This is a genomic window from Coraliomargarita sinensis (assembly GCF_003185655.1).
GTDB classification, from domain to species: Bacteria; Verrucomicrobiota; Verrucomicrobiia; order Opitutales; family Coraliomargaritaceae; genus Coraliomargarita_B; species Coraliomargarita_B sinensis.
In genome coordinates this window covers 24,407-39,879 of the sequence record NZ_QHJQ01000011.1, presented here as the reverse complement: position 1 = coordinate 39,879, position 15,473 = coordinate 24,407, and the positions used below count along the sequence as shown (strand labels likewise).

General features: G+C 55.5%; 14 protein-coding genes. 4 read left to right on the top strand and 10 right to left on the bottom strand.

Annotated features, from left to right (window positions below; all coding sequences use genetic code 11):
* The first annotated feature begins 27 nt into the window (after positions 1 to 27).
* Positions 28 to 900, top strand: coding sequence for an SMP-30/gluconolactonase/LRE family protein (locus tag DDZ13_RS13240; RefSeq protein WP_110131940.1), 873 nt, complete (start codon positions 28 to 30; stop codon positions 898 to 900).
* Positions 901 to 1,041: 141 nt separating this feature from the next.
* Positions 1,042 to 2,439, top strand: coding sequence for an NADP-specific glutamate dehydrogenase (gene gdhA, locus DDZ13_RS13235; protein ID WP_110131939.1), 1,398 nt, complete (start codon positions 1,042 to 1,044; stop codon positions 2,437 to 2,439).
* On the opposite strand, the gene DDZ13_RS13230 is transcribed toward gdhA, so the two are convergent.
* The 7 genes from DDZ13_RS13230 to gmd form a co-directional block, all read right to left on the bottom strand.
* Positions 2,420 to 2,956: a DUF2231 domain-containing protein gene (locus DDZ13_RS13230; RefSeq protein WP_110131938.1), complete on the bottom strand. Its 537-nt coding sequence runs from the start codon at positions 2,954 to 2,956 to the stop codon at positions 2,420 to 2,422. The two genes, gdhA and DDZ13_RS13230, sit on opposite strands and share 20 nt — an antisense overlap.
* A gap of 33 nt (positions 2,957 to 2,989) precedes the next feature.
* Positions 2,990 to 3,307: a hypothetical protein gene (locus DDZ13_RS13225; protein ID WP_110131937.1), complete on the bottom strand. Its 318-nt coding sequence runs from the start codon at positions 3,305 to 3,307 to the stop codon at positions 2,990 to 2,992.
* Positions 3,308 to 3,461: 154 nt separating this feature from the next.
* Positions 3,462 to 5,717: a YfbK domain-containing protein gene (locus DDZ13_RS13220; protein ID WP_110131936.1), complete on the bottom strand. Its 2,256-nt coding sequence runs from the start codon at positions 5,715 to 5,717 to the stop codon at positions 3,462 to 3,464.
* Positions 5,718 to 5,735: 18 nt separating this feature from the next.
* Positions 5,736 to 6,257, bottom strand: coding sequence for an RNA polymerase sigma factor (locus DDZ13_RS13215; protein WP_110131935.1), 522 nt, complete (start codon positions 6,255 to 6,257; stop codon positions 5,736 to 5,738).
* Between the two features lie 308 nt (positions 6,258 to 6,565).
* On the bottom strand, positions 6,566 to 7,729 hold the full coding sequence (locus DDZ13_RS13210) for a ribonuclease D (RefSeq protein ID WP_110131934.1): 1,164 nt from the start codon (positions 7,727 to 7,729) through the stop codon (positions 6,566 to 6,568).
* Positions 7,730 to 7,822: 93 nt separating this feature from the next.
* Positions 7,823 to 8,770 (bottom strand): GDP-L-fucose synthase family protein, encoded by a 948-nt coding sequence (locus DDZ13_RS13205; RefSeq protein ID WP_110131933.1) that lies wholly within the window; start codon positions 8,768 to 8,770, stop codon positions 7,823 to 7,825.
* A gap of 118 nt (positions 8,771 to 8,888) precedes the next feature.
* Complete coding sequence (gmd, locus tag DDZ13_RS13200; RefSeq protein WP_110131932.1) at positions 8,889 to 9,905, bottom strand: GDP-mannose 4,6-dehydratase; 1,017 nt, start codon at positions 9,903 to 9,905, stop codon at positions 8,889 to 8,891.
* Positions 9,906 to 9,982: 77 nt separating this feature from the next.
* Between gmd and DDZ13_RS13195 the strand changes: the two genes are divergently transcribed.
* The gene (locus DDZ13_RS13195) at positions 9,983 to 11,110 is read left to right on the top strand and encodes an AraC family transcriptional regulator (protein ID WP_110131931.1); all 1,128 of its coding nucleotides are present in this window, start codon (positions 9,983 to 9,985) and stop codon (positions 11,108 to 11,110) included.
* 12 nt (positions 11,111 to 11,122) lie between these two features.
* Here DDZ13_RS13195 and DDZ13_RS13190 read toward each other — a convergent pair whose 3' ends face one another.
* Entirely contained in the window at positions 11,123 to 12,076 is a 954-nt protein-coding gene (locus DDZ13_RS13190) for a hypothetical protein (RefSeq protein ID WP_110131930.1), read from the bottom strand.
* Positions 12,077 to 12,357: 281 nt separating this feature from the next.
* Positions 12,358 to 13,239, bottom strand: coding sequence for a tRNA (adenosine(37)-N6)-dimethylallyltransferase MiaA (miaA, locus tag DDZ13_RS13185; RefSeq protein ID WP_199221129.1), 882 nt, complete (start codon positions 13,237 to 13,239; stop codon positions 12,358 to 12,360).
* 69 nt (positions 13,240 to 13,308) lie between these two features.
* Between miaA and DDZ13_RS13180 the strand changes: the two genes are divergently transcribed.
* Positions 13,309 to 14,439 carry a glycosyltransferase family 4 protein gene (locus DDZ13_RS13180; RefSeq protein ID WP_110131928.1) on the top strand — a complete coding sequence of 377 codons (1,131 nt, stop codon included), beginning with the start codon at positions 13,309 to 13,311 and terminating at the stop codon, positions 14,437 to 14,439.
* Here DDZ13_RS13180 and DDZ13_RS13175 read toward each other — a convergent pair.
* A complete protein-coding gene (locus DDZ13_RS13175) occupies positions 14,436 to 15,431 on the bottom strand; it encodes a vWA domain-containing protein (protein WP_110131927.1) in 996 nt (331 codons plus the stop codon). The two genes, DDZ13_RS13180 and DDZ13_RS13175, sit on opposite strands and share 4 nt — an antisense overlap.
* Positions 15,432 to 15,473: the final 42 nt, after the last annotated feature.

Sequence of the window (15,473 nt, the reverse complement as noted above, 5' to 3'; positions counted from 1 at the left end):
CGACAGCTTGCTTGCTAGAGTCACCAAATGGAAAAAATAACCGTAAAAACTATCGGCTCGCGCATCTCGAAATGGGGCGAGGGGCCCATCTGGTGGCAGGACAAGCTCGTCTATGTCGATATCGAAAGACATGCCCTGATCGAACTCGCTCCGGAGAGCGGAGCGGAAACCGTTTACGAAATTGGCGAACGAATCGGCACCGTCGTGCCGCGCGCCAGTGGCGGCTACCTTTGTGCGGGCGACAGCGGTATCTATTCATTCGATCCGGCCACAGGTGATAAGCAAAACCTCGCCGACCCCGAGGCGGAAAAGCGCCCCGACAACCGCTTCAACGACGGCAAATGCGATCCGGCCGGACGCTTCTGGGCCGGCACGATCAGCCTCGTCAAAAAAACGGGCGATGCCAAGCTCTACCGCCTCGACGAAAATCACGATCTTTCAGTTCAAATCTTCGGCGTCACCAACTCCAACGGCATCTGCTGGAATGCCGCGGCGAACCGAATGTATTATATCGACACCCCGACGCGCGAAATCCGTGCCTACGATTTCGACAGCAAGAGCGGCCGGATCGCCGACGCCGGGGTGATTGTCGACACCGAGGCCGCCGGCTACGACAGCTCACCCGACGGCATGACGATCGATACCGAGGACAAAGTCTGGGTGGCCTTCTGTCACGGTGGCTGCGTCGTGCGATTCGATCCCAAAACCGGCGAAAAACTTCAACAGGTCGACATCCCGGCGGTCGAAACCACCGCCTGCGCCTTCGGCGGCCCAGAACTGGACCGCCTCTTTGTCACCACCGGAATAAAAAAGGACGCCGACGAACCGGACGCGGGAAAGGTCTTCGTGGTCGATGGTCTCGGCGTGCAGGGCGTGCACACAAACGCCTACAAAGGGTAACAACTTCGCGGTCCTGCCGTAGCAGAAAATCAACTACCTTCGCATCCCGGACACTATCGAACCGATCTGCTGATCGCGCTTTAATTCGGGAACCGGGCGTGGTAGTCTCACAAAAATTGGGACCACCCGAATGCCTGAATCATGAACGCATCCAACAAAACCAACTCCGCAACCTCGAACCAAAAACGTAAGGACAACCCCGCTTCCGAGAAATTGGACACTTTTCTCCAAGAGCTTGCCGAGCGCCATCCCAACGAGCAGGAATTCCACGACGCGGTGCGGGAATTCATGCAAACCGTCTTTCCCGAAGTCGAAGATTGGGAAACATTGCATCGCGATGCGGTTCTGGATCGTCTGGTCGAACCGGATCGAATTTTCAGCTTTCGTGTTTGCTGGGAGGACGACTCCGGACGCGTCCGGGTGAACCGCGGCTACCGCGTGCAGTTCAACAGCACCCTGGGACCTTACAAGGGCGGATTGCGTTTCCACCCCTCCGTCAATCTGGGTATTCTCAAATTTCTAGCCTTCGAACAGGTTTTCAAGAATGCGCTGACCCAGCTTCCGCTGGGAGGCGGTAAAGGCGGCTCGGATTTCAATCCGCGGGGCAAGTCGGACCGGGAGGTCATGCGGTTTTGCCAGTCTTTCATGACCGAGCTGGCGCGACACATCGGGCCCGACCGTGATGTTCCCGCCGGCGATATCGGTGTCGGCGAGCGCGAGATCGGCTATTTGTATGGTCAATACAAGCGCCTGCAGGACGAGTCGCGAGCGGTCCTGACCGGCAAAGGTGTCGGCTACGGCGGCAGCGTGCTTCGCACCGAAGCCACCGGCTACGGTGCGGTGCTCTTTGCCGAGACAATGCTGCGGCGGCACAAGGACGGGCTAGAGGGGAAAATCTGCGCCCTCTCGGGAGCCGGCAACGTGGCGCTGTTCGCCGCCGAAAAACTGACCAGCCTTGGTGCCAGAGTCGTCACGCTTTCCGACTCGGACGGCTTTATCCACTGCCCGGACGGCTTGGACGAAGAGGCGATTGCCTCGATCAAGGAGCTGAAATTTGTCCAGCGCGGGCGACTCAAAGAATACGCCGAAGCGACCGGCTGCGACTACCACGCGGACGAGGCGCCCTGGGGAGTGAGCTGCGATCTGGCTTTTCCTTGCGCGACACAGGGCGAACTCGACGGCGAGGCGGCGAAGACACTGCTAAAGAACGGATGTCTCGGCGTCGTCGAAGGGGCCAACATGCCCGCAACTTTGGAGGCGATCGACCTTTTCCGTCGCAACAAGTGCTACTTTGCACCCGGCAAGGCCGCGAACGCCGGCGGCGTGGCCGTATCCGGACTCGAGATGACGCAAAACAGCATGCGCCTTTCTTGGGACCGCGAGCGTATGGAAAAGGAACTGGCCGCAATTATGCAGACCATCCACGAGCAGTGCGTTCGCGAGGGCGACGAGGGCGATTGGGTCGACTACGTGAAAGGTGCCAACCTCGCCAGCTTCAAGCGTGTGGCAGACGCCATGCTCAGTCTCGGGATTCATTAACCTCCGAGGGCATCTGTACTCCGGCTCCCTGCTGATAAACCAGCCCAGCTCCCAGGTGGGACGTCCACGCCACCAGACCACAGGACGCGACCAGTCCGATCATAACCAGAAGGGTAAGATACTTCCGGTAAGAACGAAGCCTTGAAACGAAAAGCCGCAAGCCCTCAACAAGAACCGTCGCGCTCAACACCCAGCTGAAACCTAGGCCGAACCGCTCATGATCCTTTAGGGGCCGCGGATCAAAAAGCTCCCGTCCCACCGCATGATCCGCCCAGAACCCGGTCTGCAGGCTGGCCCAGCTTGCGAGGCAAGCCAAGAGGAGCAGCCACCAGGCGGTCAGGCGGAACGATTGGCAAGCGGGATAACTCGACCCTAAAAGACCCACCAGATAGAAGAGGCTGCCCACAACCGTGAGCGCGACGGAAAAATGAACCACGGCGGGATGCAGCAATTCGATCCGCCACATGCTCGAAAGGCCGTCCGCTCCGGCACTGGCCAAAAGCCCCGTCGTGATCATGAAAATGAAAGTGCGTTGGCTCTCAGCAAGCCGCTAGAGCAACACAACCCGGACAGGGATATTCCGGTTTCCCTCTCGGGCCACGGTGATCTCCACGGAAGCATTTTGGGTGATGGTCGAGAAATCGACCGCCTCGTCGCCCTTCACCAGTTCGGTGTCTTCATTGAAGTAAAGCTCGAGCCGCACACCGTTCTCCAGAGTCACGTAAATTTCTTCTTCTTCCGGAACCACCTTATCGATTGTGCCCTTGTAGGTACCCGCATCGACCACCCCGATCGACTTACCGCAACCAGTAAACGCGACGAAGGAAAAACAAAGACAGATGAACGAGAGTATGGAGAATTTATTCATGACGGTATGATCAACTGACAAAAAATTTCGTCAAGTGGGAACGATCGAAAGCAGGGGATCAAAGCGTAGGGCCTGACCACTGGCATCCTCCTGAAGGCTCGAAGAAAACAGGGTGCCGCTGGTTGCGACACCCTGTTCGAGGAGAAGGCTTCGTTTAGTTTTGGCGGCTCAACCTTTCGGCCTGCCGGACCAGTTCGGTGAATTCGGATCGGTGCCCTCCGGAATCGAGACCGATAGCCCCCGCGGCGATCCGCTCAATCTCGGCGTAGTTAAATTCACCGATCGTCTCCGAACTGCGCAGCTTGAAGCCGAATGCCGCTACCGCCGCCCCAAAGCGGAAGTCATCGTTGGCGTCGTTGAATTCCAGCAGATCGCCACTATGAGCCGTCTGCATGATCAGGCGACTGGTATCGGCATCGGGGCGCTTGTAACGAAGTTTTACCGTCGCGACTTCGCCCGGAACCGGTTTGGCCTCCGCGCTTTTCTGGTAACGCAGCTTATCGACACCGGGAAGATCCATTTCGATGCCGGCGGGCACGACCTCGTAGAACGCCACCACGGAGTGCCCCGGACCGATATCGCCGGCTTTCTTTTTGTCGTCATTGAAGTCCTCGGCCTTCAGGCGGCGGTTTTCGTATCCGATTAATCGATACGCTTGAACCTGTTCCGGATTAAACTCGACCTGGATCTTCACGTCCTTGGCAATCTTGAAGATATTACTGGCAAGGTCCTCGAGGAAAACCTTACGGGCCTCGGCACGGGAATCGATATAGGCATAGCTCCCCTTCCCTTTATTGGAAAGGTCTTCCAACATGTCATCCTTGTAGTTCCCCATCCCGAAACCGAGAATGGTCAGTGAGACGCCTTCGCCGGCCTGCTCGTCGGCAATGCTGGTCAGCTCACCACGATTGGTCTGGCCGACATTGAAGTCGCCGTCGGTGCAGAGGATGACCCGGTTATTTCCGCCCTCGATAAAGTGCTCGCGGGCCACTTTGTAGGCCAGATCGATGCCGGCACCGGCATTGGTGGAACCCCCGGCCTTCAAGTTATTGAGCGCATGCTCAATCGTCTCGCTGTTGTTCGCAGTCGTCGAGGGCAGCACCAGACCGGATGCCCCGGCATAGACCACAATCGCCACCCGATCGCGTTCATCCAATCGACGAATCAGGATCTGCATGGCTTCTTTGACCAGCGGCAGCTTATTAGCGCTGCTCATGGACCCGGAGACATCGAGCAGGAAGACCAGATTCGATGCCGGGCGTTCGCTCCAGGGCATTTCGTAGCCTTTTAGGGCAATGCGCATCAGGCTGTGCTGAGGGTTCCACGGAGCACTGGCCTGAGCCATGTGCACCGCGAAGGGATCACCACCTTCTTCCAGCGATTCAGTTGGCGCGGCATCGTCGTAGTTGAAGTAGTTGACTAACTCCTCGATCCGCACCGCATCGGCCGGAGGCAGTTGTCCCTGATTGAGAAAGCGGCGGACGTTGGCATAGCTCGCCGTATCGACATCAATGGAGAAGGTCGAGAGCGGGGCCACAAGTGGGGAGCGAAAATCCGTATCCTCAATCGGATCATACTTCTCCGTGTTCCAATCCTGCCTCGACCCCGGCTTCGGCTGAGTAACGGGTGGCGGCAGTGCGTCAGTTGCCTGCCGCTCGGAAGCATTTGCAGAGTAGCCGTATTGAGTTGATCCATCCGATATATCCCGGACTGCGGACAACCCTCCGGCAAAACCTCCTCCACCGCGATTGTAGACAGCGCTGGAGTCGGCGTTGACATCAATGTTCAATTCCGGGACGGCCACATCCGAAGGATTATTGACCACAATCGTCGGTTTTCGTGGCGGCGGCGTCGAGCTGCTACGTTGCTCAACTTTAGCTGTATACTCAGGTTCTTTCTTGGGCTCAGCAACGAAGATACGCGGAGCACTCGTTGGAGCTGGTTCGAGATTGGGCACCTTAATCGGCTGCGGCGTGCCCTCGATCAACTCAGCCGGAATATCGACTTTGAGTTCACGGTAGCGCACCGCAGCGCCATCATTCTCCGAGGTTTGAATCTCGGGAACTGTCATCTTAATCCGGTCCAACTGCGGAATGAATAACAATGCGAGAACAGCAGCCGCTGTCGCTGTCGCCACCGGCCAGGAAAGCAGTAATTGTACGAGTGTACGCTTCGGCTTCGCCGCTGGCACTTGTTCCAACTTGGCTTTTTCGAACTCACTGAGTCCGGGTGCGGCTTCGTTTTTGAGTTCACCGATGAGCAGGTCGCTCATGCTGCGGATACTCTGAACTTCGGCCAGCAACTCTGTGTCGGCCGCGACGGCCTCTTCGATTTGATTGCGCTCTTTGGAATCATCGATTTCGCCAAGCGCGTAAGCGGTCAATCTGGGATCTGTTTTTGAAATTTTCATAGCTAATCTCCTTTCGGATTACTCTCCGATAGCCGCGACTTGCGCGCGGAGGGTTTTGAGTGCGGTGTGGAGAAGGAAACCGACATTCGTGACCGAGAGCTCGGTCACGCTGGCAATCTCCTTGTAACTGAGGCCGTTCTGAAACTTCAGACGCACGACCTCTCGCTGGTTCTCGGGCAGCTGCTGCATCAGGCGCAATACCTGTGCGTGGCTGTCGCGCTGCTCCACCCTTGTTTCCGGACCCTGCTCTTCGGCCGGCCGGGTTGCGGTATCAACTTCGTTGAGCGGTCTCATGCGGCCTCCTTTCCGGCGCTGGTCGAGGGCACAGTTTCGGCAGACGCGAAACAGCCAGGGGCGAACGTGATCTTCGACCTCCTCGCGCGGCTCGCGCCACAGACGAATAAAACTTTCCTGCACAACATCCTTGGCGCTATCGGTATCGCCAAGAATGGAAGCGGCATATCGGGTGAGGTCTGCCGCGTGCGCGTCCACCAGGGAGCGCATCCACTCTGAATCGGGACTTGGTTGTTCATTTTTCATTGTGATTAGGGGTGATGGCCCGGCAGCGCTACCAAGCGGTTTCACATGAACAACGCATCAGAGTGATGCTTTATTAGAAAAAAGTGGGGGTTATTTAAATTAAAGGGGCACTCCTGAAGACTACCATGAAAGCTTTCGGGATTTGCGACTGCACCACACTGGCATGCGCAAGCGCAGCCACTACCATATCAAAAACTTAGCAGACCCAGGTGCAATTAAAAGTGACGTCCAATGGAGCGCGGACATTCCTGTCCACCTGCAGGAGCCAGCTGACAAAAAAGGCCTCCACGGTCTACAGAAAGTCAGTTTTACCCGAGGAATTTGGGCAACTGCGTCTTCGGATCAACAGCAACACTGCCCTGACCATTCAGCAGGTCCTGCAATGCTTTGCCGCAGAACTCGCCGCGCCAGCCGGAAAACAGACGGTGACGGGTGGGACAGGCACTCTCGATTTCCAGGATAAAAGTGGTGATTTCCGCGCGGTTACCAATCAAAGCGGGATCGATCTGGGCCGCCAGGCAGGTGCCTTTAATGAAAGCCAGAGCCAGATCAACACGGGCTTCGTAGCCGTCGTCCGGCTGCGGGCCCTTGTGCTTGTTATTGGGCAAATCCGGCATCTCGCCGTTACGGCCGCGCTCGATCGCCTCCCAAATGGCACCACGGTTACGGTTGGCGTTGCGCTCACTCAACCCTTTCATTTGACGGATATCGTCAGGCTTCGAGGGCGGTCTCTTTATCAGGGAAATAATACCATCATCCGAAAGCACAAAGCCGCGGGGGAGGTTACGACGGCGGGCCTTGAGCTCGCGCCAGGAACCGAGTGCCCGCAACATTTCGCGCTGCTGTTTGGTCAGTGAACCGCTGCCACGAACGCGTGGCATCTCGGCGTCGGGGTCGCGTTCCTCGTAGAGCGACTCCTCCTCATACATCCGCATCTCGTCTTTGATCCAATCGGCGCGTCCGAGCTCTTCCGCCTTCTTCATGATCTTGAGCATCAGCTCGACGGAATGGGCCACGTCTTCCTTCGCGTATTTCTCCTGCGCCTCGGTCAGCGGTCGGGCCGTCCAGTCGGAACGGGTCTCGGTTTTCGCCAGGCGGACGCGGAGCAACGTCTTGAGTGCTTCACTCAGAGAGATCGTAGAAGACAAGCCAACAAAGCCCGCCGTGCGCTGGGAGTCGAAAATATTTTTCGGCAGGCCGCCACAGGCGCGGTAGAGGATATTGAGGTCCTGCTGGGCATCGTGAAGAATTTTGACCGTGTCGGGGTCGGACATCAATTCGGCCAACGGCGACCAGTCCTCAATCTCGGGTGCATCAATCAATACGGCTTCGCCGTCAGGATACCCGATCTGCACCACGCCGAGCGTGGGATAATAGGTTCGCTCCCAGATAAATTCAGTGTCGACGCCGACAGCTCCCGCTTCGCGCGCACGGCGCACGACATCGGCCAAGGCATCGGTAGTAGTAATCATAAGCCGTAACGCTCTCGCAAACCGGCCGGTTTGAAAAGGAGATTTTTACGATTCATCCCCGCGGTCGAGCCAGCCGCAGGGAACGCGGGCAATTTACTCGCGCAATGCCCCGGAGGCCTTCTCTTGCAAAAACGATTGGTAAGCCAGAGCGACTCCCTCTTCGATCGGGATCTTCGGGCTCCAACCGGTTTCCCGAATCCGGGAGATATCAGTCAACTTACGCGGCGTGCCGTCCGGCTTGCTCGTATCGAAGCTGAGCTTTCCCTCATAACCGGTCGCAAGTTGAACCAGCCGGGCGAGATCGGCGATGGAAATGTCCGCCCCACAGCCGAGGTTCACCCAATCGGGAGGCGACTCGAGTTTGAGCAAGTGCAGGATACCGGAGGCGGCATCGTCCGCATGCAGAAATTCGCGAAGGGGCTCCCCCGTCCCCCAAATGATTACTTCGGGCGCACCGTTTTCCTTGGCCTCGTGAAAACGACGGATCAAAGCCGGGAGCACGTGCGAGTTCTCCGGATGATAGTTGTCTCCCGGCCCGTAAAGATTCGTCGGCATGGCAGAGTGGTACGTCAACCCGTACTGCCGGCGGTAGAACTGGCATAGCTTCAGGCCGGCAATTTTCGCTATCGCATAGGCTTCATTGGTCGGCTCAAGCGAACCCGTCAGAAGTGATTCTTCCTTGATGGGTTGTTCCGCAAGTTTCGGGTAGATACAGGTGCTGCCCAGAAAGAGTACGCGCCCCACCCCGCCACGGTAGGCTTCATCGATGGTGTTTTGCGCAATGGCCAGGTTCTCAAACATGAATTCGGCCGGGTAGGTATTATTCGCATGAATGCCACCGACCCGGGCGGCCGCAATCAGAGCGATTTCAGGTTTCTCCGAGGAGTAAAAGTCCCTTACCGCCGCCTGGCTGGTCAAGTCGAGTTCTCCGCGCGTGCGGGTCACGAGATTTGTATACCCTTCCGTCTCTAGCGCCCGGACCACCGCAGAGCCGACCATGCCACGATGACCAGCGACGTAGATTTTGGCGTTTTTGTTCATACGTTTTTTCTCTTAATCCTACTACTAATCGTAACCTTAATCTTAATCCTACTCTTACTCTTAATCGTATCTTCCCCTCCAGAATCGATGACGAACACGATTATCATTAAGATTCCTGCTACGCGTTGATCGCCTGTTGATAGGCCAACTCCTGTTTCGCAATTACCAGATCGGCATCCACCATAATTTTTACCAATTCCTTGAAACGCACTTTGGGCTCCCAGTCGAGTTGACGTTTCGCCTTGGAAGCATCCCCGATCAACAGGTCCACCTCGGCCGGGCGTTCATAGCGTTGATCGTAGTCCACGTACTCTTCCCAATCGAGATCCAAAAGCGCGAAGGTTTCCTGGACAAACTCCCGCACGGAATGGGTTTCATTGGTCGCCATGACATAGTCATCCCCCTTGTCCTGCTGCAGCATCAACCACATCGCTTCCACATACTCCTTGGCATACCCCCAGTCCCGCTGAGCGTCCAGGTTCCCCAGATAAAGTTTTTCCTGTAGCCCCATCTTGATCCGGGTGGCGGCTCGGGTAATCTTGCGAGTGACAAAAGTCTCTCCGCGACGGGGAGATTCGTGATTGAAGAGAATACCGTTCGTCGCATGGAGGCCGTAAGACTCCCGGTAGTTTACCGTCAGCCAATAGGCGTAAACCTTGGCACAACCATAAGGGGAGCGAGGATGGAACGGTGTCGTTTCCGTCTGCGGCACCTCATGCACCAGCCCAAACATCTCGGAAGAGGAGGCCTGATAAAAACGACACTTGTTATCGAGACCGACTTCGCGAATCGCCTCCAGGATGCGCAGCGTTCCGAGGCCGGTCACATCTCCGGTGTACTCCGGTACGTCAAAGGACACCCGTACATGACTCTGCGCTCCAAGATGGTAAATCTCATCCGGCTTGAGCGCGTAGAGCAACTTCACCATCTGAACCCCGTCAGCAAGGTCACCGTAATGGAGAAAAAGCTTTGTGCCATGGATGTGCGGATCGTTGTAAAGGTGGTCGATGCGATCCGTATTAAAAGTCGACGCACGACGGATAATGCCATGCACCTCGTAACCTTTCTCGATGAGAAACTCTGCCAGATAGGATCCGTCCTGACCGGTGATTCCGGTAATAAGCGCTTTTTTCATATTCAGAGTATACGACATCGCTCCACGCTTGTCTTTTCGTATTTACGTATTTTTATTTATATATATGCGTATTTTACATGAAAAACAGCCCTGACCTGGTGGCGATTGCTTATGATCTCAACTTCAGGCATGCCGCGGAAATCTTCAGTGGCGTCAGTGATTTCGTGCAGAAACAGGGCCTGAGCTGGCGTTTGTTGCCCTTGAATTTTGACTTCGAGACCAAGCTCATGGAAATAGCCGCTTCGGGGCGTCTGAGCGGAGCGATCGGCACCTTCGTGAGTGATAGCTGGATAGAGGGGCTAAGTGCCCACCAAGTGGTCGCCGTGAATCTCTTTAACTTTTCCAGGATCACCAAAGTGCCAAGCATTTGTCTGGATGATCAATCCATCGGACAAACGGCCGCGCGACACCTACTCGAACAGGGCGCCAGATCACTCACCTTTATCAGTCAGGATGAAGCTTACTTTAACCGGATTCGGCAAACGGCCTTTGTCGAAAGTTGCCCGCCACAGCGTTACCACAAGATCAGTCCCACCACGCTGCGACGTGTTCAGGTCGAACGCTTGCATGATCTGGATGCACCGGTTGGCGTGCTTTGCTCGAACGATCGTATCGCCCGGGAAGTGTGTCAAGAGGCACGCCTTTTCGAGATGGAAGTGGGCAAGGACTTGCTCGTCGTCGGCGTCGGTAACGAGCCTGCTGAATCAACCTTTGCCGGCACCGGGCTTAGCAGCTTCGAAATCCCCGCTCGCGAAATCGGTTACCGAGCAGCCCAACAGATGGAAAAACTCCTTCAAAAAGAAGACCCGCTTTCATCAAGAACGGGCGTGGAGTTAATCACGGCAAAACTTATTCCCAGAGAATCAACCCTACCCTCTCCCCAAGCCCGGCTGGCCGAACGGGCTACGGCCTTGATCGAAGAATCAATGGGACAAGCTGGATTCGACGTTGCGTCTCTCTGCCATACTCTGGGCATTTCGCGCCGGGCCCTGGAGCTTACCATACGTCGTCAGCTGAACAAAAGTCCCTACCAAATGATCAGCGAAAGACGCCTCGCAGCTGCAATGACTCTGCTGACTCAGACAAATCACACGATCACGAAAGTAGGTGAAGCCTGCGGCTATCCAGAACCACACCACTTTTCCGCCTGGTTTAAACAAAGAGCCGGCCTCTCACCAAAAAAATTCCGTCAGGCCCGCTCATAAACGACACGGCTGTTAACGGATTTCCTCGGGCACCTCAAAGAGCGAAGAAATGACGCCCGTATTGATACGGATCGAATCAATCGCCACCTCGTTGTCCAAATCACCATTCCGGAATAACTTGGTTTCATAGGGTTCAATCACACCTGATACCATTCGATGATCATCATAAAGAACGGTAAACTTGTCCGAACTGTTCTTCCCGCTCACGGTTTCTTCGGTTTTTAAGAGATATAGTGTCTCTTTGTCCAAAATGGCCAGAAACTCATCACCGCTCTCTTTCGTTCGGCTCACTTCGTAGCAAGGTCTGCCCAGATGATCGACTTCACGAACCGTAAGATCGGTGATGGCCCCCTCCAATGCGATTGTGCGAAATGTATTATGCACACGCAGGCTCCACTTTAATGACTGCGTGCCCTCTTCATCCAGGCGCGAAACGGTGCGTGACCCATCTTGTTTCTCCATCACCTGCCAGGCATATTCACCATTTAGCATTAACTTGAGGTTGCCCGGCTCACCGGGATTCGTCACCAGCATCCCCTTGTCCGGTTTCATGAGGAGCATTTGGAAGTTATTCTTGCCTGAATTAAAAGTAACCTGGCCTTCGTAACGAACGGAGCGAACCTGCGACAAGGCTTCGCGTCCTCCGATCGCATTAAGATGGGCCGCCATTAGTTCGGGAACCTCGACCTCACCCGATGATGGGGTAAAGGCGACGTCCGTTTCCTTGGATGACTCGGATTTTTCATCAAATTGATAGTTCAGTGCAAAGTACGCTCCACCCAGAATGATCAGAAGAAAGACGAGTAAGGGCACTAGCCAGTAAGCGGCGACTTGAATGCGCTGCTTCAACTCAGAAGGCGGGGAATCCTGGGATTGATCACTAAACTCACGCAACGGGCGCGGACGCTCGGTTTGCTCGGATTTTTTGGGGCCCTTGCCCTTATTTCCCTGGCGGAATCGATTCATAAGTCTTTGTTGATGGTGGGTGGGGAGACAATTCTTTCAAGTTCAGTAATCCGGCCGGCTTCCGTGCAACTTTTGGGATTCTTTTAATGCTCCGACTGCAAATCAAGCATGATCGCCCGGTTTTCAAGGACAAGAAGCCATCCATCGATAAGCTGTACCCGGAATCTCCAATGGAAAGCATGGCTAAGAAACCACCCCACTTTCATTGTTTTGCACATGTCTAGACCGATTCTTCGTTTACCATAAATGATGATTTTATTCACGGAGCGCAATGGGAACGATTAGAATCGAATCCTTTCGTCCACGGTAATCTGAGTCCGAAACCAGGTGCGCTGCTTTTTTGCCAGACGAGTCGTATTTTGAACGATGGCAGGCACAAGCGCATCACGATCCAGCTCTCCTTTTAAGCAGGCGAGTGTTTCACGGTAGCCAATAGCTGAGGCCGCGCTGGAATTTTCTTCAATCCCCCGATCACGCAGTCGGCGCACTTCTTCGATCAGGCCCTGGCGCATCATAAGCTCAACCCGCAGCTTGATTCGTTCATTCAACTCTTCCTTCTCCCTCTCCAGCAGGATCACCTTTTTCGCAAAATCCGCGTAGGGCCGGGGCCTAGCCGCAAACTCAGCTTGAAGCTCGCTCAAAGTCTTACCCGAGACGATGCAACGCTCCAAAGCGCGCATTAGCCGCCGAGGATTTTTGACATCCAGATTCGCCACGCCGCCGGGGTTCAACTGCTGCAGTTGACGCTGCAAAGCTTCCAGACCCTCTTCCTCAAATAACGTGGTAACTTTCTGTCGCACTTCGTCCGGCACGACCAAAGTATCAATCACGGGAGCCAGAAAACTTTTCAGGTAAAACCCGCTCCCCCCCGTCACGACAACTGACTTGCCTCGCGAGGTGATCTCTTCAATTGCGCGACGGGCGTCCTCCACATAAGTTACAATATCGTAAGGCTGGTTAACCTCGCAGATATCAATCAGGTGATGCGGCACGCGGGCCATTTCCGCAGCTGTCGGCTTGGCCGTGCCGATATCCATACCGCGGTAGAATAGGGAGGCATCGCAGGAGACAATCTCCGCATTATGCGCTTCGGCATAGCTTAAGGCATAGTCCGTCTTGCCGACGGCGGTGGCCCCGGTAATGATGTGTAAAGTCTGTGTCACCGAATCGTAAAAAAAGAAACAGTTGAAAATCTGTGCCGCTACCACGACAAAGCAATAGTCGATCCGGCCATGAAAATCTGCATTGTTACCGAAACCTACCCGCCTGAAGTCAATGGCGTGGCCATGACTTTGCACCGGATCAGCGGCGAATTGAAACGTCAGGGCCACCATGTCGATATTGTTCGACCACGGCAAAGCTCTGAATCGCAACACGCGACTTACGAGGATACCTTCATCATTACCGGGCTGCCACTGCCCGGCTACGATGGCTTGCGCTTCGGTCTGCCCTGCCGGGCCAAGCTACGCAAACACTGGAAATTCAAACAACCGGACATCATCTACGTCGCCACCGAAGGCCCGCTCGGGCAATCGGCGATCCGGGCGGCGGAAGACTTGGAGACCCCTGTTGTGTCCGGATTTCATACCAATTTCCACGAATACATGAAGCACTACAAGCTGCCCATTCTGGAACGAATGGTGCGCGGCTTCCTCCGAAAAACCCACAACCGCACACGACGCACCTTTGCGCCCTCGCAAGATGTGATCGCCAAACTCGATGCCATGGGAATTCAGCACACGCGCTTGCTGGGCCGTGGCGTCGACACGAATCTTTTCAATCCGGACAAGCGTGACCCGGCGCTGAGGCAGCGCTGGGGCATTCAAGGCGATAACGGCATCGTGGCCATTTTTGTCAGCCGGCTCGCGGCCGAGAAGAATATCCCGCTGGCGGCAAAGGCGTTTGAAGCCATCCAGGCCCGGCTTCCCGAAGTCTCCTGTGTTTTGGTCGGCGACGGACCGGAGCGTGCCAAGCTGGAAAAAGCCCACCCGGAGTTCATTTTCTGTGGTATGCAGCAGGGTGAAGATCTGGCCCGGCACTACGCCTCGGGTGATATCTTTGTCTTTCCGAGTGTGACGGAAACCTTCGGCAACGTCGTGACCGAGGCAATGGCTTCGGGGCTTGTCACCGTCGCCTACGACTACGCGGCGCCGCATCGTTTCATCAAGGACGGTGGCAATGGCTTTCTTGCCACCTACGACCGGGAAGAGGAATTCATAGCGACCACCCTCCGGGCATTCGATGCGATCGACCACTGGCCCGAAGTGAGAAGCGCTGCTCGAACCACCGCCGAATCCTTGGGCTGGGATGGCATCGTCCGCGACTTCGCCAAAGAACTTCAGAGCATCCTCGACGAATCCTAGAACTGCTTGAAGCTGCCTTCATAGCGGCGGGTGATTTTCTCCATCGCTTCGGCATCTTCCGGCTCAACCCTGAATCCTATACCGTGGATTCTTGGCTCGATCCCATACTCCCGAATCAACCGGCGTAAAGTGCGCTCAACATCATCCCAGGGAACATCGCCACGATCGGAAAGGTTGCGCTGAAAGTCTCCGTCCGAAATCAGGAAAATCACATCGGGTTCCATCTGAAAGGCCACGGATAGCGCACCCTGCACACCATCGACTTCATAAGGCAACCCGGTTTGATGGCTTTGGGTGCGAATGCGCGACGAAATCCAGTCCGTCGCTGTGCGTTTGTTTCGCATCCCTGCCGCCACCATGTAGTCGCGAAAAGCACCCACATCCCGCGAGAAAGGAATCAAACCGAACAGTGTGTTCGCGTTCAGTCCGTTGATCAAACCAGTCAGCTCTCTCACAAAACGGCTGGTACTGACACCAGCCTGGCTCGCCTTGTTTAAAACGCTCGAGCTGTTATCAAACAGGATAAGGATACGTTGCCCACTGTCTTCGATACCAAAAAGCGAGGCCGATGACGACTCGGTCTGTAATCCCTGCAGGGCGCCGAGAATTCCGGATTGCCCGAGTAGAGCATCCGACTGCATGGCAGCAGGATTTTGTTCGATAGGCTTGAAGTCGCTTTGAGGCAAATCAGGAAGCGATGGCAGGCTATCCGGCAAGAGTGCCTGAGTACTGATACGCTCCAACTGCATTGGCGAACTGGCGGCATTTTGAAATTCGGCCACCGCCACCTTGTGTTCGAGTTCTTTCTGCGGCAGGTAAATCTTCTTCCGCGCAACAAACTCCGGGTCGGACTTGAACTCGGGCACCAGAACCACCACGAAGACGGCGAGAAACAGCAAGCCGACCTGTAGGATAATCGCCAGAGCCAGCGGTCCAAGCTTTGAACGCTTCGGCCTGCTTTCGATTGAAGTTTCTGCAGAGGTTGACTGCATGGTAGATACTCTGAGTCTGACGGGAGGGAGTGCAAAACTGAA

What these genes read in the sequence shown, in the direction of transcription:
- DDZ13_RS13240 (WP_110131940.1), top strand. Translation starts at nt 28, where the DNA reads ATGGAAAAAATAACCGTAAAAACTATCGGCTCGCGCATCTCGAAATGG.
- gdhA (WP_110131939.1), top strand. Translation starts at nt 1,042, where the DNA reads ATGAACGCATCCAACAAAACCAACTCCGCAACCTCGAACCAAAAACGT.
- DDZ13_RS13230 (WP_110131938.1), bottom strand. Translation starts at nt 2,956, where the DNA reads ATGATCACGACGGGGCTTTTGGCCAGTGCCGGAGCGGACGGCCTTTCG.
- DDZ13_RS13225 (WP_110131937.1), bottom strand. Translation starts at nt 3,307, where the DNA reads ATGAATAAATTCTCCATACTCTCGTTCATCTGTCTTTGTTTTTCCTTC.
- DDZ13_RS13220 (WP_110131936.1), bottom strand. Translation starts at nt 5,717, where the DNA reads ATGAAAATTTCAAAAACAGATCCCAGATTGACCGCTTACGCGCTTGGC.
- DDZ13_RS13215 (WP_110131935.1), bottom strand. Translation starts at nt 6,257, where the DNA reads ATGAAAAATGAACAACCAAGTCCCGATTCAGAGTGGATGCGCTCCCTG.
- DDZ13_RS13210 (WP_110131934.1), bottom strand. Translation starts at nt 7,729, where the DNA reads ATGATTACTACTACCGATGCCTTGGCCGATGTCGTGCGCCGTGCGCGC.
- DDZ13_RS13205 (WP_110131933.1), bottom strand. Translation starts at nt 8,770, where the DNA reads ATGAACAAAAACGCCAAAATCTACGTCGCTGGTCATCGTGGCATGGTC.
- gmd (WP_110131932.1), bottom strand. Translation starts at nt 9,905, where the DNA reads ATGAAAAAAGCGCTTATTACCGGAATCACCGGTCAGGACGGATCCTAT.
- DDZ13_RS13195 (WP_110131931.1), top strand. Translation starts at nt 9,983, where the DNA reads ATGAAAAACAGCCCTGACCTGGTGGCGATTGCTTATGATCTCAACTTC.
- DDZ13_RS13190 (WP_110131930.1), bottom strand. Translation starts at nt 12,076, where the DNA reads ATGAATCGATTCCGCCAGGGAAATAAGGGCAAGGGCCCCAAAAAATCC.
- DDZ13_RS13180 (WP_110131928.1), top strand. Translation starts at nt 13,309, where the DNA reads ATGAAAATCTGCATTGTTACCGAAACCTACCCGCCTGAAGTCAATGGC.
- DDZ13_RS13175 (WP_110131927.1), bottom strand. Translation starts at nt 15,431, where the DNA reads ATGCAGTCAACCTCTGCAGAAACTTCAATCGAAAGCAGGCCGAAGCGT.